Annotated in this window: 20 protein-coding genes and 1 riboswitch; of the genes, 12 read left to right on the top strand and 8 right to left on the bottom strand. The window is 67.3% G+C overall.

Going from position 1 to position 23,529, the window contains the following annotated elements; translation table 11 throughout:
- The first annotated feature begins 86 nt into the window (after positions 1-86).
- Entirely contained in the window at positions 87-2,426 is a 2,340-nt protein-coding gene (locus ACO06I_RS20170; protein ID WP_421934405.1) for a TonB-dependent receptor, read from the top strand.
- Here the strand turns inward: ACO06I_RS20170 and ACO06I_RS20165 are convergent.
- The 3 genes from ACO06I_RS20165 to ACO06I_RS20155 all read right to left on the bottom strand — a co-directional run bounded on the left by ACO06I_RS20165 (position 2,404) and on the right by ACO06I_RS20155 (position 6,993).
- Positions 2,404-3,867 (bottom strand): cobyric acid synthase, encoded by a 1,464-nt coding sequence (locus tag ACO06I_RS20165; RefSeq protein WP_421934404.1) that lies wholly within the window; start codon positions 3,865-3,867, stop codon positions 2,404-2,406. The two genes, ACO06I_RS20170 and ACO06I_RS20165, sit on opposite strands and share 23 nt — an antisense overlap.
- A 57-nt stretch (positions 3,868-3,924) precedes the next feature.
- Entirely contained in the window at positions 3,925-5,901 is a 1,977-nt protein-coding gene (locus ACO06I_RS20160; RefSeq protein ID WP_421934403.1) for a TonB-dependent receptor plug domain-containing protein, read from the bottom strand.
- Positions 5,902-6,054: 153 nt separating this feature from the next.
- A riboswitch (cobalamin riboswitch) is annotated at positions 6,055-6,247 on the bottom strand.
- Between the two features lie 20 nt (positions 6,248-6,267).
- The gene (locus ACO06I_RS20155; RefSeq protein WP_421934402.1) at positions 6,268-6,993 is read right to left on the bottom strand and encodes a hypothetical protein; all 726 of its coding nucleotides are present in this window, start codon (positions 6,991-6,993) and stop codon (positions 6,268-6,270) included.
- Between the two features lie 80 nt (positions 6,994-7,073).
- Between ACO06I_RS20155 and ACO06I_RS20150 the strand changes: the two genes are divergently transcribed.
- The 6 genes from ACO06I_RS20150 to ACO06I_RS20125 all read left to right on the top strand — a co-directional run bounded on the left by ACO06I_RS20150 (position 7,074) and on the right by ACO06I_RS20125 (position 11,822).
- A complete protein-coding gene (locus ACO06I_RS20150; RefSeq protein WP_421934401.1) occupies positions 7,074-8,300 on the top strand; it encodes a CBASS cGAMP synthase in 1,227 nt (408 codons plus the stop codon).
- On the top strand, positions 8,297-9,925 hold the full coding sequence (locus tag ACO06I_RS20145) for a ThiF family adenylyltransferase (protein ID WP_421934400.1): 1,629 nt from the start codon (positions 8,297-8,299) through the stop codon (positions 9,923-9,925). The genes ACO06I_RS20150 and ACO06I_RS20145 overlap by 4 nt, the downstream gene beginning before the upstream one ends.
- On the top strand, positions 9,907-10,428 hold the full coding sequence (locus ACO06I_RS20140) for a Mov34/MPN/PAD-1 family protein (RefSeq protein ID WP_421934399.1): 522 nt from the start codon (positions 9,907-9,909) through the stop codon (positions 10,426-10,428). The genes ACO06I_RS20145 and ACO06I_RS20140 overlap by 19 nt, the downstream gene beginning before the upstream one ends.
- An 8-nt stretch (positions 10,429-10,436) precedes the next feature.
- The gene (locus tag ACO06I_RS20135) at positions 10,437-10,790 is read left to right on the top strand and encodes a GFA family protein (protein ID WP_421934398.1); all 354 of its coding nucleotides are present in this window, start codon (positions 10,437-10,439) and stop codon (positions 10,788-10,790) included.
- A gap of 89 nt (positions 10,791-10,879) precedes the next feature.
- Complete coding sequence (locus tag ACO06I_RS20130) at positions 10,880-11,470, top strand: TMEM175 family protein (RefSeq protein ID WP_421934397.1); 591 nt, start codon at positions 10,880-10,882, stop codon at positions 11,468-11,470.
- Positions 11,457-11,822: an MmcQ/YjbR family DNA-binding protein gene (locus tag ACO06I_RS20125; RefSeq protein ID WP_421934396.1), complete on the top strand. Its 366-nt coding sequence runs from the start codon at positions 11,457-11,459 to the stop codon at positions 11,820-11,822. Before ACO06I_RS20130 ends, ACO06I_RS20125 begins: the two co-directional genes overlap by 14 nt.
- A gap of 231 nt (positions 11,823-12,053) precedes the next feature.
- On the opposite strand, the gene ACO06I_RS20120 is transcribed toward ACO06I_RS20125, so the two are convergent.
- Positions 12,054-13,448, bottom strand: a complete 1,395-nt coding sequence (locus ACO06I_RS20120; protein ID WP_421934395.1) for an AMP-binding protein — start codon at positions 13,446-13,448, stop codon at positions 12,054-12,056.
- 46 nt (positions 13,449-13,494) lie between these two features.
- On the opposite strand from ACO06I_RS20120, the gene ACO06I_RS20115 reads away from it, so the two are divergent.
- Positions 13,495-14,187, top strand: a complete 693-nt coding sequence (locus tag ACO06I_RS20115) for a cytidylyltransferase domain-containing protein (protein WP_421934394.1) — start codon at positions 13,495-13,497, stop codon at positions 14,185-14,187.
- 143 nt (positions 14,188-14,330) lie between these two features.
- On the opposite strand, the gene pseH is transcribed toward ACO06I_RS20115, so the two are convergent.
- Complete coding sequence (gene pseH / locus ACO06I_RS20110; RefSeq protein WP_421934393.1) at positions 14,331-14,891, bottom strand: UDP-4-amino-4,6-dideoxy-N-acetyl-beta-L-altrosamine N-acetyltransferase; 561 nt, start codon at positions 14,889-14,891, stop codon at positions 14,331-14,333.
- 56 nt (positions 14,892-14,947) lie between these two features.
- Here pseH and ACO06I_RS20105 point away from each other — a divergent pair, with 56 nt between their 5' ends.
- On the top strand, positions 14,948-15,736 hold the full coding sequence (locus tag ACO06I_RS20105) for a phytanoyl-CoA dioxygenase family protein (RefSeq protein WP_421934392.1): 789 nt from the start codon (positions 14,948-14,950) through the stop codon (positions 15,734-15,736).
- A gap of 134 nt (positions 15,737-15,870) precedes the next feature.
- On the opposite strand, the gene ACO06I_RS20100 is transcribed toward ACO06I_RS20105, so the two are convergent.
- From ACO06I_RS20100 to ACO06I_RS20090, 3 genes are read right to left on the bottom strand one after another with little or no spacing between them, the layout of a single operon-like run.
- Positions 15,871-16,926, bottom strand: a complete 1,056-nt coding sequence (locus tag ACO06I_RS20100; protein WP_421934391.1) for a 2-oxoacid:ferredoxin oxidoreductase subunit beta — start codon at positions 16,924-16,926, stop codon at positions 15,871-15,873.
- A complete protein-coding gene (locus ACO06I_RS20095; RefSeq protein ID WP_421934390.1) occupies positions 16,923-18,770 on the bottom strand; it encodes a 2-oxoacid:acceptor oxidoreductase subunit alpha in 1,848 nt (615 codons plus the stop codon). Before ACO06I_RS20095 ends, ACO06I_RS20100 begins: the two co-directional genes overlap by 4 nt.
- Entirely contained in the window at positions 18,758-20,545 is a 1,788-nt protein-coding gene (locus ACO06I_RS20090) for an FAD-dependent oxidoreductase (protein ID WP_421934389.1), read from the bottom strand. Before ACO06I_RS20090 ends, ACO06I_RS20095 begins: the two co-directional genes overlap by 13 nt.
- 300 nt (positions 20,546-20,845) lie before the next feature.
- On the opposite strand from ACO06I_RS20090, the gene ACO06I_RS20085 reads away from it, so the two are divergent.
- From ACO06I_RS20085 to eutC, 3 genes are all read left to right on the top strand, one after another.
- Positions 20,846-20,995: a hypothetical protein gene (locus ACO06I_RS20085; protein ID WP_304699850.1), complete on the top strand. Its 150-nt coding sequence runs from the start codon at positions 20,846-20,848 to the stop codon at positions 20,993-20,995.
- Positions 20,996-21,329: 334 nt separating this feature from the next.
- Entirely contained in the window at positions 21,330-22,709 is a 1,380-nt protein-coding gene (locus ACO06I_RS20080) for an ethanolamine ammonia-lyase subunit EutB (RefSeq protein ID WP_421934388.1), read from the top strand.
- Positions 22,706-23,482, top strand: a complete 777-nt coding sequence (gene eutC, locus ACO06I_RS20075; RefSeq protein ID WP_421934387.1) for an ethanolamine ammonia-lyase subunit EutC — start codon at positions 22,706-22,708, stop codon at positions 23,480-23,482. Before ACO06I_RS20080 ends, eutC begins: the two co-directional genes overlap by 4 nt.
- Positions 23,483-23,529: the final 47 nt, after the last annotated feature.

The raw sequence follows: 23,529 nt of genomic DNA, 5'->3' as shown, positions 1-23,529 counted from the left end.
GCCTTCGATAGCTTGACAGTGTACGCGACCAGGGGTGGCACTGGCGCCCAGAGAGTCGGCATGTCGACCAAGAGGGGCCTGAAACCATGATGCCTGTGAACCGGAACCTGCGGCGGAAGGCGGCGCTGAGCGCCCTGCTGCTGTCGAGCACCATGCTGGCCGGGGCGGCCTACGCCCAGTCGGGGGGCAGCGCCGAGGTCGAGGAACTGGTAGTCACCGCCCAGAAGCGGGAGGAGAACCTCCAGGACGTGCCGGTGGCGGTCACCGCCTTCACGACGAAGAAGCTCGAGCAGCTCAACGTCAACAACTTCAACGACTATGTGAAGTTCCTGCCCAGCGTCGCCTTCCAGAGCGGGGCCCCCGGCTATTCCAACGTCTATATGCGCGGCGTGGCCTCGGGCGGCGACGGCAACCACTCCGGCTCCCTGCCCAGCGTCGGCACCTATCTGGACGAGGCGCCGATCACCACCATCGGCGGGGCCCTGGACCTGCACATCTACGATATCGCCCGGGTCGAGGCCCTGGCCGGTCCCCAGGGCACCCTCTATGGCGCCAGCTCCCAGGCCGGCACCCTGCGGATCATCACCAACCAGCCGGAGATCGGGCAATACAGCGCCAAGTACGATCTGCAGGCCAACACTGTGGCGCACGGCGGCCACGGCCACGTCCTGGAGGGCATGGTCAATGTGCCCATGAGCGACCAGATGGCGATCCGCCTGGTGGCCTGGGACGAGCATGACGCGGGCTATATCGACAATGTCGTGGGCTCGCGCACCTATCCGGTGTCGGGCGTCACCCTCACCAGCACCGCCAAGAAGGACTACAACGAGGTCGACACCTACGGCGCCCGTGTGGCCCTGCTGCTGCGGCTGAATGAGAACTGGACCATCAAGCCCACCCTCATGGGCCAGGACCAGAAGACCACCGGCGTCTTCGGCTATGACCCGCTGATCGGCGAGCTGAAGGTCCAGCACTACCTGCCCGAGGACAACCACGACCGTTGGTACCAGGCCGCCCTGGCGGTGGAGGGCAAGGTCTCCGACCTCGACCTCGTCTATACCGGCGCCTACATGTCGCGGAAGATCGACAGCCACACCGACTACACCGACTATTCCTACTTCTACGACACCCTGTTCGGCTCGGGCGCCTACATCACCGACTCCTCGGGGGCGATCATCGACCCCACCCAGCGGATCAGCGGGCACGACAAGTTCACCCGCTACAGCCACGAAATCCGGCTGTCCTCGCCCCAGGACTGGCGCACGCGGTTCGTGGCGGGGGCCTTCGCCCAGCGGCAGAGCCACTTCATCGAGCAGAACTACCAGATCACCAATTTCGACCCGGCCCTGTCGCCGACCGGCTGGCCCGGCACCATCTGGCTCACCGAGCAGTTCCGCGTAGACCGTGACTATGCGGCCTTCGCCGAGGTCTCCTACGACGTCACCCCCAAGCTGACGGTCACCGGCGGGGTCCGGGCCTTCAAGTCCGACAACAGCCTGAAGGGCTTCTTCGGGTTCGGGGCGGGCTTCAGCTCGCGCACCGGCGAGGCGGCCTGCTTCGCGCCGGCCACCGTCGGCCATGGCCCCTGCACCAACCTCGACAAGCGGGTGAAGGAGACGGGCCAGATCTTCAAGGTCAACGCCACCTACCGCATCGACGACGACAAGATGGTCTACGCGACCTATTCCGAGGGCTTCCGGCCCGGCGGAATCAATCGTCGCGGCACGCGGGCGCCCTACGATTCCGACTACCTCTACAACTACGAACTGGGGTGGAAGACCCAGTGGGCCGACAACACGGTGCGGTTCAACGGGGCGGTCTATATGGAGGACTGGAAGGACTTCCAGTTCTCCTTCCTGGGCCCCAACGCCTTCACCGAGATCCAGAACGCCGGCCAGGCGCGCATCAAGGGCGCCGAGGTCGAGCTGAGCTGGGTGCCCATGCAGGGCCTGACCATCGGCGGGGCGGCCACCTATACCGACGCCAAGCTCACCGAGGACTATTGCGGCACCGTGGACCCGGCCACCGGCAAGCCGGTGAAGACCTGCGCCACGCCCCAGGCCCCCACCGGCACCTCCCTGCCGGTGACCCCCAAGGTCAAGGCCAACACCACGGTGCGTTACGAGTTCCCCTGGCACGGCTTCGACGCCCACCTGCAGGGGGCCTTCGTCTACCAGTCCTCCAACTGGGGCGACCTGCGCCTGGCCGAACGGGCCGCGCTGGGCAAGCTGCGGGCCTACGCCCAGGCCGACTTCACCGCCGGCATCGAGCGCGACAACTGGCGGATGGAGCTGTCGATCCTCAACGCCTTCGACAAGCGCGGCGACCAATACCGCTACGTCGGGTGCCCGGTCTGCGGCGCCGAGCCCTACTTCGTGGTGACCCGTCCGCGGACCATCGCCATCAGCTTCGGCCAGTCGTTCTAAGGCCCGCGATGGCGGCCAGGGCCTCGATGTCGAAGGCCTGTTCCAGGGCCTGAGCCAAGGCGTCCAGGGCGGCGTCCACCACGGTGTGGTGGTCCCCGCCCTGGGAGGCCGTCCCCAGTTGCGCAAGCAACGCCACCCGCGCCTCGCCTGAGCCGAACAGGCCGTGGACATAGGCGCCGGCGACGCGGCCGTCGGCGGAGACCGCGCCCCCCGGGACGCCGTCCTCCCGCACCAGGAAGGGCCGCGACAGGCCGGGCCCCGTGGTGCGGCCGAGGTGGATCTCGTAGCCCGTGAACCGGCCGCCAGCCGTCAGCCGCCCTGCCGACGGGCGCAGCACCTTGTCCCCCGCCAGCACGGTCTCGACGTCGAGCAGCCCCAGGCCCCTCGCCTGCCCCGGCGGGCCCTCCAGGCCCGAGGGATCGGCCACCCTGGTCCCCAGCATCTGGAAACCGCCGCAGATCCCCAAGACCCGGCCGCCGCGGCGGACATGGGCGGCCAGGTCGATGTCCCAGCCCTGGGCGCGGAGGAAGGCGAGGTCGGCCAGGGTCGCCTTGGTGCCGGGCAGGATCACCAGGTCGGCGTCGCCCGGCAGGGCGCTCCCGGGCGGGACGAACACCAGGTCGACGGCCGGCTCGGCCCGCAGGGGGTCGAGGTCGTCGAAATTGGCGATCCGCGACAGCAGGGGCACGGCGATCTTGGTCCTGGCCCCGGTCGGCCGGTCGAAGACCAGGGCGTCCTCGGCGGGCAGGGCCCGGGCCGCCGCCAGCCAGGGGGCCATGCCGCAGTCGCGCCAGCCGGTGCGGGCGACGATCTCGGCGCGGCCGGCGTCGAACAGGGCCGGATCGCCGCGGAACTTGTTGATCAGGAAGCCCTTGATCATCGCCGCGTCGTCGGGATCGAGCACCGCATGCGCCCCCACCAGGGCGGCGATGACGTGGCCTCGGTCGATGTCCCCCACCAGGACGACGGGCACATTGGCCGCGCGGGCGAAGCCCATATTGGCGATGTCGCCGGCCCGCAGGTTGGTCTCGGCGGGGCTGCCGGCGCCCTCCACCAGCACCAGGTCGTGGGCGGCCTCCAGGCGGGCGAAGCTCTCCAGCACCACGGCCAGCCACTCGCCCTTGCGGCCCTGGTAGGCGGCGGCCTCGAGGTTACCGACCACCTCGCCACGCACCACCACCTGGGCGCCGGTGTCGCTGTGCGGCTTGAGCAGGACGGGGTTCATGTCGACAGTGGGCGCGACCCGGCAGGCCAGGGCCTGCAGGGCCTGGGCGCGGCCGATCTCGCCGCCGTCGGCGGTCACCGCGGCGTTGTTGGACATGTTCTGCGGCTTGAAGGGGGCGACCCTCAGGCCGCGGTTGGCGAACAGCCGGCAGAGGCCGGCCACCAGCACCGACTTGCCGACGTCGGACCCGCAGCCCTGGATCATCAGTGCGGCCATGGGGCCCCCCAAGAGAGCTGCGGCGGGGGCTCTGCCCCGCCGCAAACCCTTATCCCATCAGAACCTGGCGCGCACGCCGAGGGTGGCGGTCCGCCCCAGGGTCCCATAGTTGCGCACCGTCTCGTAGTCGTCGTCGAAGACGTTCTCCACCCGGCCATAGACCTCGACGGCCTCGGTCACCGGGTACGACGCCCGCAGGTCCAGCAGGGTGTAGCTCTGCAGGACGTAGCTGCCCGCCGCATTGTCGAAGCTGGCCCCGACATAGCGAATGTCGGCCGTCGCGGAGAGACCAGACCCCCATCGGTAGGTGGCCGCCAGGTTGGCCTGGTGCTCGGGGCGGCGGGCTAACTGTTTGCCGCGATTGGGGTTTCCGGCGGCGGCGTTCTCGGTATGCGTCCAGGTGTAGTTGGCGTCCACGGTGAGCGGGCCCAGGGGGACGGCGGCGGCCAGCTCCACCCCGTGGGCCTTGGCCCGCGCGATGTTGTCGTAATAGCCGAAGCGGAACACCCCGCCCGGATTGCAGGCGACGGCCCCCGACCCGAAGGCGCAGGAGACGAAGTCGATCTGGCTTTCCGTCTCCCGCGCGAAGCCGGTGACCGACAACGAACCGCCGCCAACCCGTTGCGTCACACCGAAATCGTAGCTGTCGTCGCTCTCCGGCTGGAGGCCCAGGTTCCCGTATTGCGAATAGAGCTGATAGAGGGTCGGCGCCTTGAACCCCTGGCCGAAACTGGCGCGGACGATGGTCGCCCCCTCGTTCAGCGACCAGGCCGCGGCGACCTGGCCGGTGGTGTGGTCGCCGAAGGTGTCGTGGCGGTCGCGCCTCAGGCCGACCGTGACCGACAGGTGACCGTCAAGGTCCCCCTGAACCTGGCCATAGAGGCTGTCGATCCCCGCCTTGGCCCGCGCCGTGGGGGGGTTGGGGGCGAATGCGCTGGGGGACCGGGTGCGCATCGAGGCCCGCTCGGCCTCGGCCCCGAAGGTGGCGGTCCAGGCGCGCGAGATCGCGAACGCTCCCTGGTACTCATAGCGCCGGTTGGTCCCCGTCGAGTCGAAGGTGACCGGTGTCACCGCCTGGGCGGGATCGAAGTTCTGGCTGGCCGAGCGCGTATAGCCCACCGCCAGCCGGTTCTTCAGCCGCCCGAGATCCAGGTTCAGCCCGCCATAGCCGACGGTCTCCTCGATCTCCGCGTACTGGGCGGTGTCGGCGAAGGCGTAGGCCGGGGCCGGGAAGCCGTCGAAGTCGTTGCGGTTCTTGCTCCACACCCCGCGCAGGTCCAGCGACAGGGCCTCGCTGAGGATCACCCGCGCCCGCCCGCTGAGCGCGTCCTGCCGATAGCCGTCCCGCTCGCTCCCCAGCCGGTAGGCCGAGGCGCCGTCGGTCTCGTGCCGGCTGGCCGCCAGCCGCCAGACCAGGCGCTCGCCCTTGCCGCCCGCCGCCCCGCGCAGATAGCTGCTGGCCAGCGAGCCGGCCTCGGCCTGCAGGCTGGCCTCCAGGGCCTCCGTCGGCTCGGCGGTGACGATATTGACCACCCCGCCGATGGCCTGGCTGCCCCACAGGGTCGACTGGGCGCCGCGCAGCACCTCGATGCGGGCCACGTCGCCGGTGAGCAGGTTGGCGAAGTTGTAGCCTCCGCCCGGCGCCGAGGGGTCGTTGATCTTCACCCCGTCCACCACCGCCACGGTCTGGTCCCCCTCCGCCCCGCGGATGCGGATGGTGGTGATGCCCCCCGGCCCGCCGTTGCGGGAATAGGCCACCCCGGGCGTGCGGCTGATCAGGTCGGAGACCAGCACCTGCTGGCGGGCCTCGATGGCGGCCTGATTGAGCACCGTCACCGAGGCGCCGACCTTGGCCGGGTCCTGCGGCCCGCGGGCCGCCGTCACCATCAGCTCGCTCACCGGATTGGCCGCCTCGGCGCCCCCGGCGTCGGGGCTGGGCGCCACAGACGCCACCGACACCGGTGTCTCGGCGAAGGCGGGATGGGCGCAGAGCACGGCCAGGGCCGCGCAGGTCGAGTAGAGATGGGTCTTCATGGGTCTTGCCCCTTTCACTGACGGCGAGCCGCGAGCGGCGCGCGGACGTCAGGACGCCAAGGGGCGGCGTCGAGGCGCACGATCGCCGGGCCGCGGCCCAACAAACGTCGCCTCTCGGGAAGACCCCGTTCGCTCGGCGCACCCCGGCCGGACGAAGGACGACTGCGTCAGGCAGGTCTCCTGGCTCACGGGTCAGCACCCCTTGCGCGCCGCCTTCCCAGGTCCCGAGGGACCCAGTGGCTGATGGCGCGCGGGCTCGCCGCTTACAGTTGCGGGGGCAGCCCGGGTTTTCCACCCGAGTTCCCTTTTCATCCCCTCACGGGGAACCTGTCGCAGGGGGGACTTACGGCGAAGGTGGGGGCGGGGTCAATGTGGGGGGATGTCGAGGGTTGGCTTACTGATTTGGGGACCGGGCTTTCGGCGACGGAGAACTAGTGTTCCAGCCGTATTCAACCCCTTGCTTCCCTGACGCTGCGTCCAGAACTGCCCACGCAACTCATCTGCCTCAGCGAAATAAATCAGATCACCTGCGCCCAGATGATTGGGAACATCGGTTGCCGACACTGGACCCTGGTCAACCTGCTCGAAGACATACGTAAGGCGCGGTGATTCTGGTCGTCTCCACTGCGGACGAACGAACAGCGTCTTACTGGTGCGGTTGGTGCCGGGAACCTTGGTGTCGATCACAATTTCAAAGAGCGAACTACATATCGTAGCTTCAATTTTGGTTGGCTTCTCCGTGCCTTCTGCAAGGTCATGCGTCAGAGGATTGAAGCGAGCCTTGCCACCCCGGGCAGCCGAAAGCGTGGTCTCCAACCGAGCCCAGTTGGACCAAATCTCGCCGTCCCATTCTCCATCGAGAAGGGGAAACCACCAGACGCGTGCCTGCGTCCATCTGTGGAAACGGCCGAATACAGGCCGAACTGTCAGCAGGAGGATGAGGACGTTTACCGTCATCACGATGGCACCGGCAGCTGCTAAAAGACGACCAGCGTCAGTTGGCGAGTGAAGCCAGATAACTGAAGCGCATAGCGCGACCACCACGAAGACCAAAGCTCGCACCGTCCATGCGGTCGGAAGCGCATTGATCATTGGCCCACCATCTCATGTTCGCCCCTTGTTCCCGACTCGGTGTACCCTATTTAAGGTAAAGCTAGAAGTCGGAGGGCCGCATGGCCGCGACCTTGAATCTGCATAAGCTGTTCGCGGGCCGCGATGGTTACCTGGACAATTTGCGGGTCGAAATGTCTGAAGCCATCGTGCTTCAGAAGGCCCGTGAGGAGATAAGGCAAACTCTCCGGGATGCCTTTCGAGACTGGGAATCCTACGTCCGCAGGACGGAGATGTTCGATAGCTTGGTTCTTAAGGCAGCGACTAACGTTCAGTTGGCCGCGCCTAAATTTCGCATCCAAGGCAGCTTTGCCTATCATACTGCGAACGACTGCCAGCAAACGCCGCCCCAGCAAATTGATCAAGACGACGGCGTGTTCTTGCCAATGAGCTTCCTTACAAATGGAGGCACCACGAAGCCGGGAATCGCTTCCCGGGCCTATTTCAGCTTAGTGGAGCAAGCATTGGCTCCGCTCTGCCAAGCGCGTGGGTGGAGTCTAAATCCAGGTGGAGAAAAGAATACATGCGTTCGAGTCGAGATCAACCCTCGCTTACATATAGACCTTCCTCTGTATGCGATTCGGGACGAAGCTTTTAATTCTCTGGTAGAGTCGGCTCTGGCGTCGATGCAGAAGTCTTTCGACGCTATGGATGCTGCAGTCGGGACTGAGCTTCGAGATGAAATATATTATGGACTCGAGGCGGCGGAAATTTTGGTGGCCCACCGCACCAAGGGATGGCTGGAGTCTGATCCTCGAAAACTGGAAGATTGGTTCAGAAACGCGATTAACCTCTACGGCGACCAAGTTCGTCGCGTGTCCCGCGCCTACAAGGGCCTTAGGGACGCTAAATGGACTGAAGGCGGGCCAAGTTCTATTTGCCTGATGGCCGGCGTAGTGGGAGCTTACGAGCGGTTGAACGACCAAGACCCAAATCGAGACGATTTGGCGCTGATGTATGTCGCTCGGGAGATGGCTCAAATCTTCCAAGATCCGGTGGAGAACCCCGCGCTACCGGGCATCAGCGACAAGTGCCTTTGTGCTGAATGGACCCCCGAATTTCGAGCGTTGGTGTGCAAGACGTTCAGTGACGTGGCGGACCAACTTGAGGCGGCGATCCATGACACTCTGAACCGGCAAATAGCTCTGAACCGGGCAAAAGTAGCATTCGGCCCGCGGATACCAGATGACTTCGAACTAATTTCCACCCTCGGGGCCGTTCAGGTCATCAGACAGACACCGCCAGAACCGCAACCTCGACCAATGCCGCCTCGCACCAAGTCGGGATGATTGAGACTGTTGCAGCGCGGGTGGCGCGAGCGCTCGAACTAGACGGCTTTCGCCCCCAGGTCAGCCCTCAAGGTTTGAGCTTTAGGGGAGCGCTTCAAGTCAGGGCACAACGGATTGTTGTTCGGTTAGACTACGATGGCACAGAGTTCGCTCACCCCCCCGCGATCTTCATTGAAAACCCCGATGCTTTAGGGATGGGGGTATTTCCTCATCTCGATGAGGACGGAAAATTGTGCGCCGTAGATCAGCGCCAATTTGTGGCAGACCGCTATCGGGCTGCTGAGCTCGCTAGAGGCATCGTTAGGCGCGCGGCGCTCGTACTAGAAAAGGGACAGTTGCCGTCCGCAGTAGCCGAGATCGCTGAAGAGTTTCCCCGGCATTGGGGAGGGCACACAATCTCTGTCGAGTTCGGCCCGTTCGATGGATTCGCCGAACCTTTTGCCGATCAGAACGACAAGATGCGCTTGCGTCGAAGCGGCGAGCCGATCTTGCCTCCGAAGACAGGTGCCGTTGTGGTCGCCACATCGACCCCCCTATCGTTCAGGGCTGGGCAGAGAAGACCACAAACATTGGCTGAAGTGCTCGCGTGGGCGGATACGTGGGATTCCAGCTTGCGCGTTCGATTGGTCGAACGTCTAGCCGCAGTGGGCCCGACCGATCCCTACGCGGTGATTCACGCACCCAATGGGATTGTCGGCTTCCAACTATTGGTATCGAGTCGAGGGACCAATCAGGTTGCGGCGATCACTAGACCCTCAACTTGGGCCAAACTCCTGCAGGCGAGATTTGGCCTCGCATTGCCCATCAAGCGGCTGCAAGGAATCCGTGTGGATACGCCGTATATCCTAGGCACTAACAGCCACGATGGCTCAGCGCCCCTCTCTGGAAAGCGAGTTGTTCTCGTCGGATGCGGCGCCATCGGCGGCTTTCTATCGGTAGCGTTGGCTCAACTCGGAGCTGGTCTTTCGACTGGCGTGCTGACGTTGATCGATCCGGAAAAGCTTGCCGACCGTAACGTGGCGCGCCACCGAAACGGCATAGATAGGGCCGGCTTGGCGAAGGCAATTGGTTGCAAGCAAGCAATCGATCTGGCGCTACCCGGCCTGTCCGTTGTCGCGCTTGAGCGATCTGTTGAGCGTTGCCGGCACCAGGTGAATTCGGCTGATCTTGTCATCGACGCTACGGGCGAACAGGGTATCAGCGAGATGCTAAATGCTTGGCGGCTTGCCGAGCGGGCTGAGGGGAAGGCTGGACCAGATCTTCTACACACATGGGTGGAAGGAAACGGCGCAGCGGTGCAGTCATTCCTAGGCTCTGATCCTGAGTTCGGCTGCTACCGTTGCCTGCATCCGGATCATTTGAAGGAGCCTCGGTTCCCGGTGCTGCGTCCTGATGCCGACATTACGTTAGCGACTGGATGCGGTGAGACGCCTTTCAGTCCATACGGCCCTGCTGCTCCAATGGCAGCCTCTGCCCTTGCTGCCCACCATGCGACCGACTGGGCGAGGGGCCACGGCCGGCCTCTTCTGCGTACGATCAGGCTCTCCTATGCAGAAACCCAGGAGCGCAAGCCTACTAATCCGCCGCGAAGCGCGCTCTGCCCCGCATGTTCCGAAGACGCATGACGGGAGGGGCAATCCTGCTATCAAAATGCTTGCTTCGACGAATGCAGGAAGAGCGTTCCAGCCACCTACCTCTTGAAACCGGTGGATTCTTGCTAGGCTTGCGTAGGGGGCTACACATTGAGATCACTGAGGCAACCTTGGAGGGTCCTCAGGATAGATCGACGAGGCGCTCCTTCGAACGTCGAGACCCGGGGCATGCCAAACTAGCCGTGGCCGCGTGGGAAGCAGGCGACGGAAAGGTAGGCCTCGTGGGTGATTGGCATAGCCATCCCGTCGGGTCCCCAATGCCCTCCGCGGCCGACCGGGGAGCGTGGCTGACGTTGGCCCAAAATCTAAAATCGGCAGCAGTTGGAATTATTCTGGCGGACAGCCAAGCTCCCGGCGTTTTTCTGAGCCAGCCACGGCGATTGGTCATGCGCCCGTTCCAACTCAAACTGGTCGAAGAGACTCGGGACGAGCTTGTGTATGCCCGCCGCGACCAGGCACCGTTTTTAGTCGGGTAGATAATCCCATGCCCACCCTCGCCACCTGCCACTGCGCCGCCGTCCGCCTCACCTGCGATCCCGCGCCGGTGGAGGTGACCGAGTGCAACTGTTCCATCTGCCGGCGCTATGGGGTGCTGTGGGCCTATTATGAGCCGGGGCAGGTGCGGATCGAGGGCGGGGCGACGGAGGTCTATATGTGGGACGACCGGTCGATCGGGTTCCACCGCTGCGCGGCCTGCGGCTGCGTCACCCACTGGAGCGCGGTCGATCCGGGGCGGAACCGGATGGGGGTGAATGCGCGGCTGATGGACCTGGAGGTCCTGGCCGCGGCACGGGTGCGGCATCTGGATGGGGCGGTGAGCGAGCGGTATCTCGACTGAGGCCCTGGGCGGGGGCCGGGCGGCGGGGGCTGTGCGACCGGATCCGAGTCGGTGATCATGGGTCCTCGGGCGAGGATGACGGGGGCTTCATGGAACGCGAGCGGCTGACGGCCTTCACCGACGGGGTGCTGGCGATCATCATCACCATCATGGTGCTGGAGCTGCGGCCGCCGCACGGGGCGCGGTTCGAGGACCTGGTGGGGCTGACGCCGGTGTTCCTCAGCTATGTGCTGAGCTTCGTCTATGTCGGCATCTACTGGAACAACCACCACCACTTCTTCCAGCTGGTGCGGCAGGTGGACGGGGCGATCCTGTGGGCCAACCTGCACCTGCTGTTCTGGCTGTCCATGGTGCCCTTCACCACCGCCTGGATGGGGGAGAACCATTTCGCTCCGGCGCCGACGGCCCTCTATGGGGTGTCGCTGCTGATGGCGGCGGTCGCCTGGACGGTCATGCAGAGCGTGATCTTCCGCAAGCAGGGGGACCACTCGGTGCTGCGCGAGGCCCTGGGGCGGGACCTGAAGGCCAAGATCTCGCCGCTGATCTATCTGGCGGGGATCGGGTTGGCCTTCGTCTGGGCGCCCGGGGCGGCGATCGCCTATCTGGCCGTGGCCCTGATGTGGCTGGTGCCTGACCGCCGCGTGGAGCGGCATATCGTGGCCCACCATGCTCAGCCCTGATCCCGCGGGCGTGCTGGCCCGGCTGCGGGGGCTGGCCCTGGCGCTGGCCGAGACCGACGAGGTGGTGAGCCACGGCATCCCGGCCTTCCGCGTGGCCGGCAAGATGTTCGCCTATTTCCGCCACGACCATCACGGGGACGGCATGACCGTGGTCTGCGTGAAGACCTCCGGCCGCGACGAGCAGGAGATGCTGATCGAGGCCGATCCGGACCTGTTCAGCAAGCCGGCCTATCTGTGGCCCTCGGGCTGGGTGGGGATGAGTTTGGCGGATCCCGACTGGGAGCACGTGGCGGGACGGCTGGCGGCCAGCTGGCGGCTGGCGGCGCCGAAGCGGTTGGTGCGGGACCTCTAAATTCCGCTCATCCCGGCGCAGGCCGGGACCCAGATTCATCCCGCGAGCTTGGGGTTGGCCCGCCCGTTCGTGTGGTTCGTGTGGTTCGTGGACAATCTGATGGGCCCCTGCCGCCGCGCGGTCTCAAGAACTGGAACCACGAACCACACGAACCACACGAACCACACGAACAGGGGGCTGGTCGAAGGCCTGAGGTGAATCTGGGTCCCGGCCTTCGCCGGGATGAGCGGGTCATGTCCCCGCCGTGAACGTCTCCCCATAGGTCTGGCGCAGGAGGTTCTTCTGGACCTTGCCCATGGCGTTGCGGGGCAGGTCCTCGACGAAGAAGATCCGCTTGGGGGCCTTGAAGGCGGCGAGCTTTTCCCGCGCCGCCGCGATCATCGCCGCCTCGTCGCCCTGGCCGATCACCACGGCGGCGACGGCCTCGCCGAAGTCGGGGTGGGGCAGGCCGATGACGGCGCTCTCGGTGACGCCGGGCAGCTCGTCGAGGATCAGCTCGATCTCCTTGGGATAGACGTTGTAGCCGCCGGAGATGATCAGGTCCTTGGCCCGGCCGGAGATCCAGACCCGGCCGTCTTCGTCCTGGCGGCCGACGTCGCCGGTGCGGAAGAAGCCGTCGGGGGTGAAGTCCTCGGCGGTCTTGTCGGGCATGCGCCAATAGCCGGAGAAGACGCTGGGGCCCTTGATCTCGATGACGCCCACCTCGGCGCCGCCCTCGATGCGAAGCTCGACGCCCGGCAGGGGGTAGCCGACACTGCCGGCGATGCGGTCGCCGTGCAGGGGGTTGGAGGTGATGATCACCGCCTCGCTCATGCCGTAGCGCTCCAGGATGCTCTGGCCGGTGCGCTGCTCGAACTCGGCGAAGGTGCTCTCCAGCAGGGGGGCCGAGCCGGAGATGAACAGGCGCATGTGGGCGGCCGCCTCACGCGTGAAGCCGGGATTGGCCAGCAGGCGGACATAGAAGGTGGGCACCCCCATCATCACCGTGGACTTCGCCAGGCCCGCCAGCACCGGGGCGTCCTCGAACCTGGCCAGCCAGACCATGGGGGCGCTCGACAGGAAGGCGCAGTGCAGGGCTACGAACAGGCCGTGCACGTGGAAGATCGGCAGGGCGTGCAGCAGGACGTCGTCGCCGCTGAAGCCCCAGGCCTGGTGCAGGGCGGTGGCGTTGGCGTGGAGCGCCCCGTGGGTGAGCATGGCGCCCTTGGAGCGGCCGGTGGTGCCGCTGGTGTAGATGATCGAGGCCAGGTCGGCGTCGTCGCGCGGCACGCTGGCCGCCAGCGGCGCGCAGGCCGCGGCCTCGGCGGCGAAGGCGGCGGCGTCCTGGACGAAGAGGCGCGGCTCGGCGTCGGTGAGGAAATAGTCCACCTCGCTGGCGGTGTAGGCGGTGTTGAGCGGCAGGTAGACGGCGCCGGCCTTCAGCGCAGCCAGGTAGAGCATCACCGCGTCCGGCGACTTCTGCGTCTGGGCCGCCACCCGGTCGCCGGGGACCACGCCCTTGGCGATGAGCAGGGCGGCCATGCGGGCCGCGCCGTCGGCGAGCTGCGCATAGGTGATCTGGCGCCCGTCCGGCAGCAGGAAGCAGGGGCGGTCGGAGGGGGTGATGAGGCGGTCGTAGAGGTTCATGGGCGCGAGCCTACCGCGAGGCGCGCGCGATGGGTAAGGTGATCAGATGATCCTCGGGATAATCCAGGCGCGGATGTCGTCGAGCCGGCTGCCGGGCAAGGTGCTGGCCGACGTGGCCGGCGTCCCCATGCTGGGGCGGCAGGTGGAGCGGCTGCGGCGCTCGCGGCGGCTGGACGAGCTCGTCTTGGCCACCAGCGACCAGGCCGGCGACGATGCGCTCGCCGACTATGCCGCGCGCCTGGACCTCACCGTGGTGCGCGGGCCGCTGGAGGACGTGCTGGGGCGCTTCGTCCTGGCGCTGGACGCCTATCCGGAGGCCGCCAGCGTGGTGCGGATGACCGCCGATTGTCCGCTCACGGACTGGCGGGTGCTGGACGACCTGATCGACCTCTACAGGGCCAGCGGCGCCGACTACGCCAACAACACCGCTGTCCGCACCTTCCCCCACGGCCTGGACGTGGAGGTGATGAAGACGTCCGTCCTGCGCCTGGCCGCCCAGGAGGCTGTCAGCCCCTATGACCGCGAGCACGTGACGCCCTTCATCTACAACAGCGCCGGCCGCTTCCGGACGGAGGTCCTGACCCGGGACCCGTCGCTGGCCCACCTGCGCTGGACCGTGGACCTCCCGGAGGACCTCGACTTCGTGCGCCACGTCTATGGGGCGCTCTATGCCGGCGACCCGGACTTCGGGACGCAGGCGGTGGCGGCCCTGGACTGGAACAGTTCGACGGCGGGCTAGATCCTCCCTCAGCGCGCAGCGCGGTTTGGGGGAGGTGGCGCGCGTCGATAGACGCGTGACGGAGGGGGCTCCCGCCCACAAACAAGAGTCAAAGTCCCCCTCACCCGGCCATTCGGCCGGGAGCTCCCCCAGAGGGGGAGCATCTAAATCGCAAACCCCCGCTCGCGCAGGCGCGAGACGCTGGCCTCGCGGACCTTGGCCCAGTCGGCGGCGAGCAGGGCCAGGCCGACGACGTCGTGGGGCTGGCCGCCCTTCCAGATGTGGTCGCGATAGAGGGCCTCGCGCTGGAAGCCGAAGGACTCGTGCATCCTCCAGACCGCCTCGTTGTCGGCCAGCACCTCGCAGCAGAGCTTGTTGAGGCCCAGGGTCGAAAACACGTGGTCGAGGACGAAGACCTCCACCCAGGCGCCGATCCCCTTGCCGCGCACCGATGGGCTGGCGAGGTAATAGGCCCAGGAGGCCTTGCGATTGGTGGTAGAGATGTCGACGAGGTTGGCCAGGCCGACCGGCTCGCCGTCCAGCTCGATGATCCAGTAGGTCCGGGTGGGATCGGCGGCGAGGCCGGCGAACCAGCGGTCGTGCTCGGCCCGGGTGATGACATGGTCGGAATACATCCAGCGCGCCACCTCCGGCAGGTTGCGCCAGGCCAGCAGCCGCTCGCTGTCCTCCGGCCTGACGCCGCGCATCTTCACATCGACGGTCATGGCGCCTCCCTCAGATGAGTCGCTAAGATCGCGCAAAACCGACAGGGAGCAAGCCGATGGTCGCCGACCACATCGCCCGCGTGAAGCGCGACGGCTACACCATCGTGGAGAACGCCATCGCGCCGGGCCTGGTGGAGGCCCTCAACGACGCGCTGTCGCGCCTGGAGCGCGAGCTGGACGCCAAGCCGGCCATGAACGGTTTCGAGGGCCACAGGACGGTGCGGATCTACAACCTGCTGATCCACGACCCGGTCTTCGCCCAGGTCCCGGTCCACGGCGCCGTCCTGCCGATCGTGGAGGGGGTGCTGGACGAGGGCTGCCTGATCTCCTCGCTCTCCTCCGTCGCCATCGACCCCGGCGAGATCGCCCAACCGATCCACGCCGACGACCAGGTGATCCCGCTGGCCAAGCCGCACGCGCCCCTGGTCTGCAACTCCATGTGGGCCCTGACCGACTTCACCGAGGCCAATGGGGCGACGCGGCTGGTTCCCGGCAGCCACCTGAAGCCCAATCCCCAGTACGGCGGAACCTACGAGACCCTCCCCGCCGAGATGCCCAAGGGCTCGGTGCTGATCTGGGACGGGGCCCTGTGGCACGGCGGCGGCGCCAACGCCACCGACACCCGCCGCACCGGGATCGCCATGAACTACTGCGCCGGCTTCGTCCGCCAGCAGGAGAACCAGCAGCTGGGTATCCCGCCGGAGATGGTGCGGGGCTTCCCGCCCCGGCTGCAGGAGCTGGTGGGGTACGGGGTCTATCGCGGCCTGATCGGCCACATCGACAAGCAGAGCCCCGCCCAGCGCCTGACCGGGGGCGGCGCCTTCAAGTCGATCTGGGACCGATAGGCATCCAACAGTGTCATCCCGGTTTCCGCGTAGCGGAAGACCGGGACCCATACGCACCGATCCATCCTGCACGCCCCGCGCGTCTGGGTCCCGGACAAGCCCTCCGGGCTTTCCGGGATGACACACCTTGGTGGCTAGCGCAGGCTGGCGTTCAGCCGGTCCAGCACCTTCGACCCCGGGATCAGCTCGGCGTCGGAGAGCGCGTTCAGTGGAGTGTCCACCGTCTCCAGGCCCTCGTGCAGGTCGGTGGCGCGGGGGTCGACATAGAGCAGGCCGGTGACGATCTCGCCCTGGGCCTGACGGCTGGCCAGATAGGCCATGGAGGCGATGCGGTCGGTGGGGTCGTAGTGGTCGGCCAGCTTGTGCAGGTTGATCACGGAGCCGTCGTGCTGGGTCACCAGCGTCGTGGTCCCCGGGGCGTAGTCCACGTGGATGGCTTCCCGCGGCACGATGAGGTCCAGGCTGTTCACCGCCTCGTTGTGATCGCGCACATAGTCGAAGCTCTTGGTGGAGCCCGCGTGATTGTTGAACTGGATGCAGGGGCTGATGCAGTCGATGAAGGCCGCCCCCTGGTGGCTGAGGGCGGCCTTGATCAGGGGCACGAGCTGGGCCTTGTCGCCGGAGAAGGAGCGGGCGACGAAGGTGGCGCCCAGCTGCAGGGCGACGCTGACCAGGTCGATGGCGCTGTCGTGGTTGACCACGCCCTTCTTGGACTTCGAGCCCTTGTCGGAGGTGGCCGAGAACTGGCCCTTGGTGAGGCCATAGACCCCGTTGTTCTCGACGATATAGGTCATGTTCACCCCGCGCCGGATGGCGTGGGCGAACTGGCCGAAACCGATGGAGGCGGAGTCACCGTCGCCGGAGACCCCCAGATAGATCAGGTCGCGGTTGGCCAGGTTGGCGCCGGTGAGCACCGAGGGCATGCGGCCATGCACGGTGTTGAAGCCGTGGGAGGCGCCCAGGAAATAGTCCGGGGTCTTCGACGAGCAGCCGATCCCCGACAGCTTCGCCACCCGGTGCGGCGGCAGGTCCAGCTCATAGGCCGCCTGGATGATGGCCGCGGAGATGGAGTCGTGGCCGCAGCCGGCGCAGAGGGTGGAGACCGAGCCCTCATAGTCCCGGCGCGTCTTGCCCAGCGCGTTGGGGGCCAGGTTGGGGTGATGCAGCTGGGGCTTGGTGATGTAGGTCATTCGGCGGCCTCCGGGACCTGGCGGCGTTCGGGGCTGGGCTCGGCGGGGGTGAGGCGTCCGGCGATCTCGCCGGCGATGAAGCGGGCGGTGATCGGGGTGCCGTCATAGTGCAGGACGGCGGTGAGCTTGGCCGGATCGACCCCGCCCTCGTTGATCAGCAGGGCGCGGAGCTGGGCGTCGCGGTTCTGCTCCACCACGAAGACCTGGTCGTGGGCGGCGATGAAGTCGAAGACCGCGTCGCAGAACGGGAAGGCGCGGACCCGCAGGGCGTCGACGTGGCGGCCCTGGCTCTCCATCACCTGCAGGGCCTCGTCCATGGCCGCGGCGGTGGAGCCGAAATAGATCACGCCGGTCCTGGTGGGCTTGGGGGCGTCGCGGCGGACCGGGGCCGGGACGATGGACTTGGCGGTCTCGAACTTCCTCAGCAGGCGCTGGACGTTGTCGACATAGACGCTGCCCTCCTCGCTGTAGCGGGCATAGGGGTTGCGCGAGGTGCCACGGGTGAAATAGCCGCCCTTGGTGGGGTGGGTCCCCGGATAGGTGCGGAAGGGGATGCCGTCGCCGTCGACGTCCAGATAGCGGCCGAAGTCGCGGCCGGCCTCCAGCTCGTCATGGGTCATGACCTTGCCGCGATCCAGCGACCGGCTGTCGTCCCAGGCGAAGGGGGCGGTCAGCCACTCGTTCATGCCGATGTCGAGGTCGAGCATGACGAAGATGGTGGTCTGCAGGCGGTCGGCGAGGTCGAAGGCCAGCGCCCCGAACTCGAAGCATTCGCCGGGGTCCTGCGGCAGCAATAGGACGTGCTTGGTGTCCCCGTGGCTGGCGTATGCAGCCGAGAGGATGTCCGACTGCTGGGTGCGGGTGGGCATGCCGGTGGACGGCCCGCCCCGCTGCACGTCGAAGATCACCGCGGGGATCTCGGCGAAGTAGGACAGGCCCACGAACTCCTGCATCAGGGAGATGCCCGGCCCCGAGGTGGCGGTGAAGGCGCGGGCCCCATTCCAGCCGGCGCCCACCACCATGCCGATGGAGGCGATCTCGTCCTCGGCCTGGACGATGGCGTAGCGGGCCTTGCCGGTCTTGGGGTCGGTCCGGTAGTCGGCGCAGAAGTCGGTGAAGGCCTCGGCCAGCGAGGTCGAGGGCGTGATGGGATACCAGGCGCAGACCGTGGCCCCGCCATAGACCGCGCCCAGGCCCGCGGCCATGTTGCCCTCGACATAGATGCGGTCGCCCACCTTGTCGGCGCGGCGCGCCCGCAGGCCGATCCGGGGCAGGTTGGCGCCGACATAGTCGGCCCCCATGCGCAGGGCCGCGACATTGGCCTGGATGAGCCGCTCCTTGCCGGCGAACTGTTCGGCCAGGAGCTGTTCGATGACGCCGATCTCGATGTCCATCAGGGCGGCCAGCGCGCCCACATAGATGGTGTTCTTGAACAGCTGGCGTTCGCGCGGGACCGAATAGGCCTCATTGCACATCCGCGTCAGGGGCACGCCGACGACGGTGATGTCCTGGCGGAATTTCGACGGCGGCAGGGGCTTGGTGGAGTCGTAGAACAGGTAGCCGCCGGGCTCGATCTCGGCCAGGTCGCGGTCCCAGGTCTGGGGGTTCATGGCCACCATCAGGTCGACCCCGCCACGCCGGCCGAGGTGGCCGGCCTCGGTGACTCTAACCTCGTACCAGGTGGGCAGGCCCTGGATGTTGGAGGGGAAGATGTTGCGGGCCGCCACTGGCACGCCCATCCGCAGGAAGGACTTGGCGAACATGGCGTTGGCGCTGGCCGAGCCCGAGCCGTTGACGTTGGCGAACTTGACGACGAAGTCGTTGACGGCCTCTAGCGGGCGCATGGGTGTTCTCCCGCGTGGGTCATCTCAAGCGTGAACTGCTGCATGTCCCAGGCGCCGGTGGGACAGCGTTCGGCGCAGAGGCCGCAGTGCAGGCAGACGTCCTCGTCCTTGACCATGACGCGGCCGGTCTTCAGCTCGCCGGAGACATAGAGGTCCTGGGTCAGGTTGAGCGCCGGGGCGTTGAGACGCATCCGCACATCGCCCTCGTCGCCATTGGCGGTGAAGGTGATGGCGTCCACCGGGCAGATGTCGACGCAGGCGTCGCACTCGATGCAGATGGGCTCGGAGAACACCGTCTGAACGTCGCAGTTCAGGCAGCGCTGGGCCTCGGCCAGGCCGAGCTGCAGGTCAAAGCCCAGCTCCACCTCCAGCTTGACGTTCCGCAGCGCCTCGCCCTTCTCCCGCAGGGGAACGCGGTGGCGCAGGTCGTTGGAGACGTCGTTGTCGTAGCTCCACTCGTGGATGCCCATCTTCTGGCTGACCATCGAGGCGCCCGGCGGGGGGCGATCGGCCACGTCCTGACCCTGGCAGAACCGGTCGATGGAGATGGCCGCGTCGTGGCCGTGGGCCACGGCCCAGATGATGTTCTTGGGTCCGAAAGCGGAGTCGCCGCCGAAGAAGACCCTGGGCAGGGTGGATTGGAAGGTGACCTCGTCGACCTTGGGCATGCCCCAGTCGTCGAACTCCAGACCGAGGTCGCGCTCGATCCAGGGGAAGGCGTTCTCCTGGCCGACGGCCACCAGGACGTCGTCGCATTCGAAGTGCTCGTCGGGTTCGCCGGAGGGGACCAGCTTGCGCCGGCCGTTGGCGTCGAACTGCGCGACCACCTTCTCGAACAGCACGCCGGTGAGACGGCCGTTCTGATGGGTGAATTCCTTGGGCACCAGGTAGTTGAGGATCGGGATGTCCTCGTGGAGGGCGTCCTCCTTCTCCCAGGGGGAGGCCTTCATCTCCTCGAAGCCGGAGCGGACGATGACCTTGACGTCCTCGCCGCCCAGCCGGCGCGAGGTGCGGCAGCAGTCCATGGCGGTGTTGCCGCCGCCGAGCACGATCACCCGCTTGCCGATCCTGTCCACATGCTCGAAGGCGACGCTGGAGAGCCAGTCGATGCCGATATGGATATTGGCGGCGGCCTCCTTGCGGCCGGGCAGGTCGAGGTCGCGGCCGCGCGGCGCGCCGGTGCCGACGAAGATGGCGTCATAGTCGTCGGCCAGCAGGCCCTTGAGGCTGTCGATCCTCTGGCCCAGGCGCATGTCTATGCCGAGGCCGGTGATGTAGCCCACCTCCTCGTCGATCACCTCCTCCGGCAGGCGGAAGCGGGGGATCTGGCGGCGGATCATGCCGCCGGCCTTCTCGTCGCCGTCGAAGACCACCACGGTGTAGCCGAGGGGGGCCAGGTCTCTCGCCACCGTCAGGGCCGCGGGGCCGGCGCCCACCAGGGCCACGGTCTTGCCGTTGGAGACCGCCGGGACCTGCGGCAGGAAGCCGGTGATGTCGGTCTTGTTGTCGGCGGCCACCCGCTTCAGCCGGCAGATGGCGACGGGTTCGTCCTCCACCCGTCCGCGGCGGCAGGCCGGCTCGCAGGGACGGTCGCAGGTGCGGCCGAGGATTCCGGGGAAGACGTTGGACCGCCAGTTGACCATGTAGGCGTCGGCGTAGCGGCCGTCGGCGATCAATCGAATGTATTCGGGGACGGGCGTATGGGCCGGACAGGCCCACTGACAATCGACGACCTTGTGAAAGTAGTCAGGCCCCTCGGTACTGGTGCGCTGCAAAACAATTTCCTTCCCGCGACGCTCTACTCTCGCGGCGGCGAAAACGCCCTCCATGTTGCAGGAATGCGTTCGCCAGCCCCGACGCGGCGTTGGAATTCATCTAAATACCGTTCCGCCGCCGCGCCAATACGCTTTCTGATCGTTGATCACTGAATCGGCGCCGTGTTCCGGCCGGGGTCGCCGGGGTCAACAGTGCGTGAGAGTCCGGCCCCGGCGCATCATGACGCTTTCCTTAATGAAAGATGAACGGCACTCTGGACCTCCCGCGACAGGCGAGCGCTAACCTTGGAGAAGCGTCCGATGCCGAACGAAATGGACCTGCTGCCCGACGCCATCCCCTCGCCCTTCGAGGACGACGACGCGGCCTTCTACGACGCCGACGTGGAGATCAACGACCGCCGCGCCCGCGCCGAGAACGCCGAGGCCCTGCGGCTGGCGCGGGCTCTGTAGACACCCAAGGCCGCGGAAGATGCTCCCCTCTTGGGGAGCTGTCCGCGAAGCGGACTGAGGGGGACTATGACTCTCGGTTGCTGAGCTGACGTCGACGACGTCGATCCCCCTCCGTCACGGACCCTTGGTCCGCGCCACCTCCCCCACATCGCGCTGCACGCTGGGGGAGGATCTGAGGGCTCTTTCTGCATTTCCTTTGATCATTCCACGTCAGCGACGCGCAGCCTTGCTGCGCGCCCCCTCGCCCTGCCCTCTCCCCCACGGGAGAGAGGAGAAGAGGCCTCGCGCTCTCTTATGCCCTGCGCCATGATCGCCGCCTCACCCGGGGCGCGACATGGGTTATCGGCAGGTGGTCGGCACGACCACATGGACCTTTCCGGACCTGAAGGACCTGCTGGCCAAGGCCTCGCCCCTGCGTTCGGGGGATGCGCTGGCCGGGCTCGCGGCCTCCTGCGCCCAGGAGAACGTGGCGGCCAAGCTGGCCCTGGCCGACCTGCCGCTGAAGACGCTGTTGGACCAGCCCCTGATCCCCTATGAGACCGACGAGGTCACCCGGCTGATCTGCGACAGCCATGACGCCGCCGCCTTCGCCCCCATCGCCGCCCTGACGGTGGGCGAGTTCCGTGACGTCCTGCTGGCCCAGACCACCACCACGGAGGTGCTGGCCGCCCTGGCGCCGGGGATCACCCCGGAGATGGCCGCCGCGGTGAGCAAGATCATGCGCAACCAGGACCTCATCCTGGCGGCGTCCAAGTGCAAGGTGACCACCGCCTTCCGCGACACCATAGGCCTGCCCGGGACCATGGCCGTGCGGCTGCAGCCCAACCATCCCACAGACGATCCGGCCGGGATCACCGCCAGCGTGCTGGACGGCCTGATGTACGGCTGCGGCGACGCGGTGATCGGCGTCAATCCGGCCAGCGACAGCCTGGCGGCCAACGGCGAGCTGCTGCGGCTGCTGGACGAGCTGATCGGGCGGTTCTCCATCCCCACCCAGTCCTGCGTGCTGGCCCACGTCACCTCGACCCTCGAGCTGATCGAACGCGGGGCCCCGGTGGACCTGGTGTTCCAGTCCATCGCGGGCACGGAGGCCGCCAACGCCAGCTTCGGGGTGACCCTGGCCCTGCTGAAGGAGGGCCGGGAGGCGGCGCTCTCCCTCAAGCGCGGGACCGTGGGCGACAACGTCATGTACTTCGAGACCGGCCAGGGCTCGGCCCTGTCGGCGGGCGCCCATCACGGGGTCGATCAGCAGACCCTGGAGGCCCGCGCCTACGCCGTCGCCCGGGCCTTCAAGCCGCTGCTGGTGAACACCGTCGTCGGCTTCATCGGGCCGGAATACCTCTATGACGGCAAGCAGATCATCCGGGCCGGGCTGGAGGATCATTTCTGCGGCAAGCTGCTGGGCCTGCCGCTGGGCTGCGACATCTGCCACACCAATCACGCGGAGGCCGACCAGGACGACCTGGACACCCTGCTGACCCTGCTGGCCACGGCCGGGGTGACCTTCGTCATGGGGGTGCCCGGCGGGGACGACGTGATGCTGGGCTACCAGTCCACCTCCTTCCACGACGCCCTCTATGTGCGCGAGTTGCTGGGCCTGAAACGGGCGCCGGAGTTCGAGGCCTGGCTGAACCAGATGCGGATCACCGGGGCGGGCGGCGCCCTGCTGCCGCCCTCGGCGGGCCATCCCCTGCTGACCGGGGGCCCGGCGTGAGCCTGCCCGATCCCTGGACCCACCTGGCGGCCCTGACCCCGGCGCGGATCGCGCTCGGCCGCGCGGGTCCGGCCCTGCCGACCCGGGAGGTCCTGGCCCTGTCCCTCGCCCACGCCCAGGCCCGCGACGCCGTCCACGCTCCCTTCGACGTGGACGCCATGGCGGCAAGCCTGGAGGCCCTGGGCCAGCCGACGCTGCAGGTGACCAGCGCCGCGCCCGACCGGGCGACCTATCTGCGCCGGCCCGACCTGGGGCGGCGGCTGTCGGCGGAGAGCCGCGAGGCGCTGGAGGCCTGGCCCTCGCGCGGCGCGGACCTGGTCATCGTGGTGGCCGACGGACTCTCCAGCGCCGCGGTCCACGCCCACGCCGCGCCCCTGGTCGCCGCCCTCGCCCCCTATGTGGCCCGCGCCGGCTGGCGGCTGGGCCCCGTGGTGGTGGCCAGCCAGGGTCGCGTGGCCCTGGGCGACGAGATCGGGCAGGTGCTGGAGGCGGCCATGGTGGCGGTGCTGGTGGGGGAGCGGCCGGGCCTGTCGAGCCCCGACAGCCTGGGGGCCTATCTGACCCACGGGCCGCGCGTGGGGCGCACCGACGCCGAGCGCAACTGCATCTCCAACATCCGCCCCGCCGGCCTCTCCTATGAGGAGGCGGCCTTCAAGCTGGCCTGGCACGTGGCCGAGGCCCGGCGGCTGGGCCTGACCGGGGTGGGGCTGAAGGACGAGAGCGACCTGATCGCCCTGATCGAAGAGCCGCTCGGGCGATTGCCGCCGGCTTGACCGCCAGGCGCCGCCAAACCGGGCCACGGAGGAGCTGGAGCCGCCGC

The sequence above is a fragment of the Phenylobacterium sp. genome, from assembly GCF_965229015.1.
Lineage (GTDB): Bacteria > Pseudomonadota > Alphaproteobacteria > Caulobacterales > Caulobacteraceae > Phenylobacterium.
This window is presented reverse-complemented; position numbering and strand designations above follow the sequence as displayed.